This window comes from Kitasatospora sp. NPDC048298 (assembly GCF_043201465.1).
In the GTDB taxonomy this organism is placed as follows: domain Bacteria; phylum Actinomycetota; class Actinomycetes; order Streptomycetales; family Streptomycetaceae; genus Kitasatospora.
In genome coordinates this window covers 79,867-86,600 of sequence record NZ_JBICYZ010000042.1, presented here as the reverse complement: position 1 = coordinate 86,600, position 6,734 = coordinate 79,867, and the positions used below count along the sequence as shown (strand labels likewise).

At 73.1% G+C, this 6,734-nt stretch carries 7 protein-coding genes; 2 read left to right on the top strand and 5 right to left on the bottom strand.

The annotated features are described in order from the left end of the window. Positions 1–593 precede the first annotated feature (593 nt). Positions 594–1,514 carry a Rieske 2Fe-2S domain-containing protein gene (locus tag ACGF0D_RS27850; protein ID WP_392884023.1) on the top strand — a complete coding sequence of 307 codons (921 nt, stop codon included), beginning with the start codon at positions 594–596 and terminating at the stop codon, positions 1,512–1,514. Between the two features lie 179 nt (positions 1,515–1,693). Here ACGF0D_RS27850 and ACGF0D_RS27845 read toward each other — a convergent pair whose 3' ends face one another. From ACGF0D_RS27845 to ACGF0D_RS27825, 5 genes are all read right to left on the bottom strand, one after another. Further along, the gene (locus ACGF0D_RS27845; protein WP_392920832.1) at positions 1,694–3,223 is read right to left on the bottom strand and encodes an FG-GAP-like repeat-containing protein; all 1,530 of its coding nucleotides are present in this window, start codon (positions 3,221–3,223) and stop codon (positions 1,694–1,696) included. Between the two features lie 29 nt (positions 3,224–3,252). Next, positions 3,253–4,113, bottom strand: coding sequence for an FG-GAP repeat domain-containing protein (locus ACGF0D_RS27840; RefSeq protein ID WP_392920829.1), 861 nt, complete (start codon positions 4,111–4,113; stop codon positions 3,253–3,255). A gap of 145 nt (positions 4,114–4,258) precedes the next feature. Then, complete coding sequence (locus tag ACGF0D_RS27835; protein WP_392920826.1) at positions 4,259–4,591, bottom strand: hypothetical protein; 333 nt, start codon at positions 4,589–4,591, stop codon at positions 4,259–4,261. Positions 4,592–4,799: 208 nt separating this feature from the next. Continuing rightward, positions 4,800–4,958 carry a hypothetical protein gene (locus ACGF0D_RS27830; RefSeq protein WP_392884028.1) on the bottom strand — a complete coding sequence of 53 codons (159 nt, stop codon included), beginning with the start codon at positions 4,956–4,958 and terminating at the stop codon, positions 4,800–4,802. A gap of 154 nt (positions 4,959–5,112) precedes the next feature. Next, entirely contained in the window at positions 5,113–5,466 is a 354-nt protein-coding gene (locus ACGF0D_RS27825; RefSeq protein WP_392884030.1) for a hypothetical protein, read from the bottom strand. A 161-nt stretch (positions 5,467–5,627) separates the two neighbouring features. Here ACGF0D_RS27825 and ACGF0D_RS27820 point away from each other — a divergent pair, with 161 nt between their 5' ends. After that, positions 5,628–6,623, top strand: coding sequence for a helix-turn-helix domain-containing protein (locus tag ACGF0D_RS27820; RefSeq protein ID WP_392920823.1), 996 nt, complete (start codon positions 5,628–5,630; stop codon positions 6,621–6,623). Positions 6,624–6,734 lie beyond the last annotated feature (111 nt).

The following is a 6,734-nucleotide window of genomic DNA, read 5'->3' as shown; positions in this document are numbered from 1 at the left end:
TAAGCCGCATCCGGCGGGACAGGAGCCGGTGTGGCTGGCGACGAATGCAAAGTTGCCAGACCGCAACGGGCCCCGCCAAGACCCCCTCGCTACGACCTGGAGTCGTAGCGAGGACAGCGGCTCCGATTCGAAGGAGAGGTCACGCCGAGCGCGCCACCCCCTTCTGACCTGCGTAAACATCACCCACCCCCCGGCGAAAAGCGGGCAAAACGGACATTCCTAGCCGTCGTCGTGCACCGCAACCGCATGTGAGCGCACTCACCGTTTGAACCCCGACAGCATCACCACCCGACCCGCCCCCACCACGCCGAGTCACCACCGACCGGCCACAACTGAGACCGCCACCACACCGTGCCGACGCGGTGACGACAACCGGGGACACAGGGCGTGGGCCTGCGCGACGGCGTGCCGCGGCCGCTCGTCCACCGCACCGGTGCCTGTACGGCGACGAGTGGGACGCCGGCCGGCCGCCGGCTCGCCTCGCCTCGGATCGGCGGGCCCGGCAATCCGCCGGGACGTCCGGCCGGCGGAGCTTGCTCCGCACGGCCCACGCCGCCGTGCCCGCGGCCGGGCCCGCCCGCAGGCTGAGGTCCATGACGAGGAGCCTGTTCACCTGCGTCGGCGACACCGCCGACCACCGTTCCCGGGGCGCCACCGAGCGCCTGCTGAAGGCGATCGACGCGCTCGCGGAAGCCGACGGACTCGACTCCGTGACCCAGCCGCTGAGACGGATCATCCGGGCGCTGCCGCTGGGCCGGGCACGCGACGTGCTGCACGGGCTCCCGCTCGGCCATCCCCTGCACCCCGCCCTGGTCCAGATCCCCATCGGCGCCTGGACCTGCGCGGCCGTCCTCGACCTGACACCCGGCGCCCGCCGGCCGGCCCACCTCCTGGTGGCGCTCGGTGTGATCACCGCCGTCCCCGCCGCCTGGAGCGGCTGGGTCGACTGGGCCGAGCAGCACGAACAGCAGATGCGCACCGGCCTGGTGCACGCCCTCGGCGTCGGCGCGGCGATCGCCCTGTACGGCGGCTCGTGGGCCGCCCGGGGGCGGGGCCACCACGGGCTCGGCCGACTGCTCGGCTTCACCGGCGCCGCCGCCGCGACCGCCGGGGCCTACCTCGGCGGCCACGTCGCCTACCGACAGGGCGCGGGAACGAACAAGACCGAACCCGTCGCGCACCTGGTCGGGCCCGGCTGGCACCCGCTCGGCCGACTGGCCGACCTCCAGGTGGGCCTGCCCGCCCGACGCACCGTCGGCGACGTCCCCCTGCTCGTGGTGCGCGAGTCCGAGGACACCGTCCACGTCCTGGCGGCCTGGTGCAGCCACATGGCCGGACCGCTCACCGAGGGCGAGATCGTCGACGGGTGCGTGCGCTGCCCCTGGCACGGCAGCCTGTTCCGGCTCGCCGACGGCTGGAACGTCGGCGGGCCCGCCACCGCCCCGCAGCCCCGCTTCGAGACCCGCACCGACGGTGACGGCGTCCTGCACGTCCGCCTGCCCGAGGCCGGCTGAGCGGTTACGTCGGTGTCGGCCGCGGCCTCCCCCGGAACGCACCTGGCGGGGGGGGGGGGGGGGGGGCGGGCCCCCCCCCCCCCCCCCGCGGGGGGGCCGCCCGCCGCGCCCCCCCCCCCCCCCCCCCCCCCCCCGCCGGCGCGTCGCGCGAAGCAGTCGGTCGGTTGCCCGACGCCCGCTCAGACGCCTGCCGCGATCCGACCGTCGTCGATCCAGCCGCCGTGGCCGTCACCGCCGTTGTTGAGGAAGGCGGTGGTGGGGCCGGTGGTGACGAGGTAGTCGGCGTGGGCGTCGGCGTCGATGTCCGCCAGGGCCACCGTGGTCTGGTCGGTGGTGAGCCCGGTCGCCGTGCGGCCGTGGTCGGTCCAGCCCGCGTGGCCGTCGCCGCCCTTGTTGAGGAAGGTGGTGATGGAGCCGTCGGGGTTGATGACGTTGTAGTCGGCGCGGCCGTCACCGTCGAAGTCGGCGAAGCGGACGCGGCTCCGGTCGGAGGTGAGTCCGCCGGCGACCTTGCCGTCGTCGATCCAGCCGCCGTGGCCGTCACCGCCCCGGTTGAGGAAGGCGCCCACGGCGCCGTCGGGCTGGGTGATGAGGTAGTCCGCGCGGCCGTCGCCGTCGAAGTCCGCGAAGGTGACCTGGGTGGGGTCCGTGGTGAGTCCGGTGGCGATCTGGCCGAGGTCGCTCCAACCGCCGTGACCGTCACCGCCCTTGTTCAGGAACACCCGCACCGAACCGTCGGCGTTGATCATGATGTAGTCGGCACGCCCGTCACCGTCGAAGTCGGCGAAGCGGACCCGGCCGCGGTCGCTGGTCAGCCCGGTGGCGACCTGGCCCAGGTCACTCCAACCGCCGTGACCGTCACCGCCCTTGTTCAGGAACACCCGCACCGAACCGTTGTCGTTCACGATCACGTAGTCGGCACGGCCGTCACCGTCGAAGTCCGCCCACCGCACCCGGCCCGCCCCACCTGACTCCGTACCGGCGTGGTGCACCGGGGCCGGGGCGGCCAGGCCGTCCGTGAAGGCGCGGTCCAGGGCCTGGTCGAAGGTCTGCGCCATCCGCTGGTAGCCCAGGTCGTCCGGGTGCAGCCCGTCGGCCATCTCGGCCGGGGTCAGCGCGGGTGCGGCGGTGTAGCGGACCTTGCGCCCCTGGGCCTGCTTGGCGAGGACGGCCCGGCTCAGGCTGTCGTTGTAGTCGGCCACCTGGGTGGTCAGGCTCGGTGTGGTCGGGATCAGACCCATCACCAGGACGGTCACGCCCGGCCGGTCGGCCAGGATCCGGTCGATCAGCGCCGACGTCCGGTCCGCGGCGCGAGCCTTGTCGGTACCTCGGTCCAGGTCGTTGATGCCGATGTGGAGCAGTACGACGTCCGGCTGCGCGGCGGCCAGCCAGCCGTCGACTCCGGCCAGGAGGTCGTTGACCATGGACCCGCCGTGTCCCTCGTTGTCCGGGTCGGCCGTGGCGCCGTTGCGCAGCGAGCCCACCAGGTCGATGGTGTAGCGGTTCTGCTGGGCCACCAGGTCGGCGAGTGGTCCGCGGTACCCGGCGTCGGAGGTGCTCCGCCACCCGGAGGTGATCGAGTCGCCGAGCGGCATCACCCGCAGCACCGGGGCGGGCGTCGGCGCGGCGGCGGACGCCGTGGGGACGGCGGCGGCGAGCGCGGCCGCCGCGGTCACCGCGGCGAGAGCGAGTGTGGTGGTGCGCTTCACGGGATTCCTTCCTTGTTTCGGGTCGCGGTTCAGGCGCCGGCGGCGATCTGGCCGTAGCCGATCCAGCCGGGGTTGTTCTGGTCGTCGCCGCCGTTGTTGAGGAAGGCGGTGGTCGGGCCGGTGGTGACCAGGTAGTCGGCGCGGCCGTCGCCGCTGATGTCGGCGAGGTCGAGGGTGTTCTGGTTGCTGGTGATGCCGGTGGTGATCTTGGAGCGGAGGGTCCAGCCACCACCGGTGTCGCCACCGTGGTTGACGTAGCTGGTGATGCTGCCGTCCGGGTTGACGATGTTGTAGTCGGCCCGCCCGTCACCGTCGATGTCGGCCCACTTGATCCGGCTGAGGTCGCTGGTCACGCCGCTCGCGACCTTGCCGAGGTCCGTCCAGTTGCCGATGCCGTTGTTGCGGAAGACACCCACCGCACCGTCGGGCTGGGTGATCACGTAGTCCGTACGCCCGTCACCGTCGAAGTCGGCGAAGGTGACCTGGGCCGCGTTGGCCGTCAGCCCGGTGGCGACCTGACCGAGGTCGCTCCAACCGCCGTGGCCGTCACCGCCCTTGTTCAGGAACACCCGCACCGAACCGTCACCGTTGATCATGATGTAGTCGGCACGCCCGTCACCGTCGTAGTCCGCGAAGCGGACCCGGCCGCGGTCGCTGGTCATCCCGGTGGCGACCTGACCCAGGTCACTCCAACCGCCGTGGCCGTCACCACCCTTGTTCAGGAACACCCGCACCGAACCGTTGTCGTTCACGATCACGTAGTCGGCACGGCCGTCACCGTCGAAGTCCGCCCACCGCACCCGGTTCGCCCCACCCGACTCCGTACCGGCGGAGGATCCGCGGCCGCCGATCGGCGACACGTAGCCGCTGACGTGCTTGGACCCGTACATCCCGCCGGTGGTGATGGTGCCGCGGGTGACCTGGCTGTTGCCCTGGTTGCCACCGATGGTGCTGACGGTCCCGTCGGAGTTGACCGCAACGACCAGCGAGACGTGCTCCGCGTAGTCGACGCCGTTGTAGTTGAAGACGGCGGCGTCACCGACGCGGGGGGGTCGAGTGCATTCCGGAGCCGTACTTGGCGAAGCTGCCGGCCCCCGCGGTCAGCCCCGAGATGTTGACGCCGTTCTGCGCCCAGACCCACCGGGCGAAGTCGGCGCACCAGCTCTCGCCGCAACTGCCGTAGTAGCCGCTGCCGCCGGCGCTGTTGGTGTCGCAGGCCCCGTGGCCGAGGTTGGCCTCGGCGATGCCGACGATGTTCGACCCGACGCCGGCGGCGGCGACCTGGGCCCCCGTCAGCATGAGGACGGGCGTGACCGCGGCGGTGGCGAAGGCGGCGGTGAGCAGGGTACGGAGGGAGCGCTTGGGCATGGTGGGTTCTCCTGTTTCGGGCATGGCTGGGACAGGCGTGGTGAGGTGGTGGAGGTACGGCCCGCGGGTCACGCGACGTGGCGGGACCGGTGCCGGGGCCGGTGCCGGGGCGGGGGCCGGCACGGGGCGGGATCGCCGTCGGGCGGCACGGGGCGGCGACGGCTGCCCTGCAGGAGAAGCCGGTCGTGGGCCTGCGGCGCGGTGCCGGCTACTGCCAGATCATGTTGTCGTCGTGCACGTCGGCGGCCTCGACGCGGGAGACGGAGGCGCCGGCGTGCCCGGCGGCGGACAGGGCGACGGCGGGCAGGACGGCGGCGAGGGCGAGGGCGACGACCGCGGCGGCCTCGGCAAGACGGGTGCGCAGCATGGTGGTTGATCCTTCGACGGAGGAGGGACGGGGCGAGGAGGGGCGGCCGGACCGTGCGTCCCGCGGTGACGCTTCGTCCTGGTGGCCTTGCCGGTCGGTGGTCCCGGCCGGCGATCACTACCTTCGTCGAGGCCCGGGGCGGATGGAAGGGATGTCAGGTGGACGGAAACGTCCCCTGCCGGTTCCGTCCAGCGAGGCCTGATCGGGACAGTTCCAGTTCGTAGAACGGGGAGACGAGCGGGGCGCCGACCCGGGCCACGGACCAGCCGTGCAGCGCTGCGGCGGACGCCAGGGCCCGCCCGCAGAGCGCGGCGGCCCGGGACTCGGCGTCGGCGAGGCCGTCGGCGAGGAGGTACAGGCCGAGCACCGGGTCGGGGGCGGCGTCCGGGTGGACGGCGACGTGCTCCAGCCGGTCCGCAGGGGTCGCCACGGACCGGACGAGGTCGGCGACGCCGCCCGGCAGGGGTGCTTGGTCCGGGGAACGCAGGTGAATGTGGATCAGGTACATGCGCACGAGACTCCCAGGCCGCGCGAGCGGCGCACAGGGGGTCGACCGGGACTGTTCGGGCCATGGCCGGAACGGTCCACCGCACACCCCTGGTCCAGCTTCCGATCTCCGTGCGATGATCATGCGCGCATCTTTCGCAGTACTGCTACCGGGGGGTAGGAATGCTGGCAATTCTGGGGTTGGACGCGACTTCCGAAGCCGTGTACCGGGCCATGCTGGCCCGTCCTCAGGACGGCGTGGCGGGACTCTGCGCAGCGGTCGGGCTGCCCGAGGCGCAGGTGCGCTCAGCACTGGACACGCTCAGCGAGCTCGCCCTGGTCCGGCCCTCGCACGAACGGGAGGGAGCGCTGCGCGCGGTCTCGCCGGACGTCGGCATGGAGGTCCTGATGGCCCGCCAGCAGGCCGAACTGGCGCTCCAGCGGCAGCGGATCGAGGCCTCCCGCGTCGCGGCGGCGCAGCTCATCACCGACTTCTCGGACCTTCGTCCGGCCGCCGCGCACTCCGGGGTCGAGCAACTGGTCGGCCTGGACGCGATCCGCGACCGGCTGGCGTCCCTCACCCGCGAGGTGAAGGAGGAGGTGATGACCTTCGCCCCGGACGGCGGGCACACGCCGGAGAGCATCGAGGCGGCCCGCCCGCTCGACGAGGAGTTGCTCGGTCGCGGCGTGAAGATCCGCACCGTCTACCTCGACAGCGTGTGCAACAGCGCGCCGACCGTCGCGTACACCGGGTGGCTCGCCGCGCGGGGCGGGCAGGTGCGGGTCGTGCCGTCGCTGCCGACGCGGATGATCGTGGTCGACCGTGCCGCCGCCGTCATCCCGGTGAACAGCGACGACACGGCGGCGGCGGCCGTGGTGCTGACCGGCCACGGCACGCTGACGGCCCTCTGCGCGCTGTTCGAGAACGTCTGGGACGCCGCGCAGCCCCTCGGGGGCCAGGCCGTGCGCGACTCCCGGGGCCTCAGCGGCCAGGAGTCGGCCGCCCTGCGACTGCTCTCCGAGGGGCACACCGACGAGGCGATCGCCAAGCGGCTGGGCGTCTCGCCGCGGACGGCGCGGCGGATCGCCACCGAGCTGATGGAGCGGCTCGGCGCCCGCAGCCGTTTCGAGGCCGGGGTGCGCGCCGTCCAGCACGGCTGGCTCCCGGCCGGTGTCTGATCGACGGGAGTGATCTGCGCGGCGGCCCGGGCCGACTCCCCCCACGGCTGGACCAACTCCCCCACGGCTTGCGGAAGCCTCCGCCCGGACTACGCTGGTCCGACAGGACCG

Coding starts and splice junctions, on each gene's coding strand:
- ACGF0D_RS27820 (WP_392920823.1), top strand. CDS start 5,628: ATGCTGGCAATTCTGGGGTTGGACGCGACTTCCGAAGCCGTGTACCGG.
- ACGF0D_RS27825 (WP_392884030.1), bottom strand. CDS start 5,466: ATGTACCTGATCCACATTCACCTGCGTTCCCCGGACCAAGCACCCCTG.
- ACGF0D_RS27840 (WP_392920829.1), bottom strand. CDS start 4,113: ATGTACGGGTCCAAGCACGTCAGCGGCTACGTGTCGCCGATCGGCGGC.
- ACGF0D_RS27850 (WP_392884023.1), top strand. CDS start 594: ATGACGAGGAGCCTGTTCACCTGCGTCGGCGACACCGCCGACCACCGT.
- ACGF0D_RS27835 (WP_392920826.1), bottom strand. CDS start 4,591: ATGCCCAAGCGCTCCCTCCGTACCCTGCTCACCGCCGCCTTCGCCACC.
- ACGF0D_RS27830 (WP_392884028.1), bottom strand. CDS start 4,958: ATGCTGCGCACCCGTCTTGCCGAGGCCGCCGCGGTCGTCGCCCTCGCC.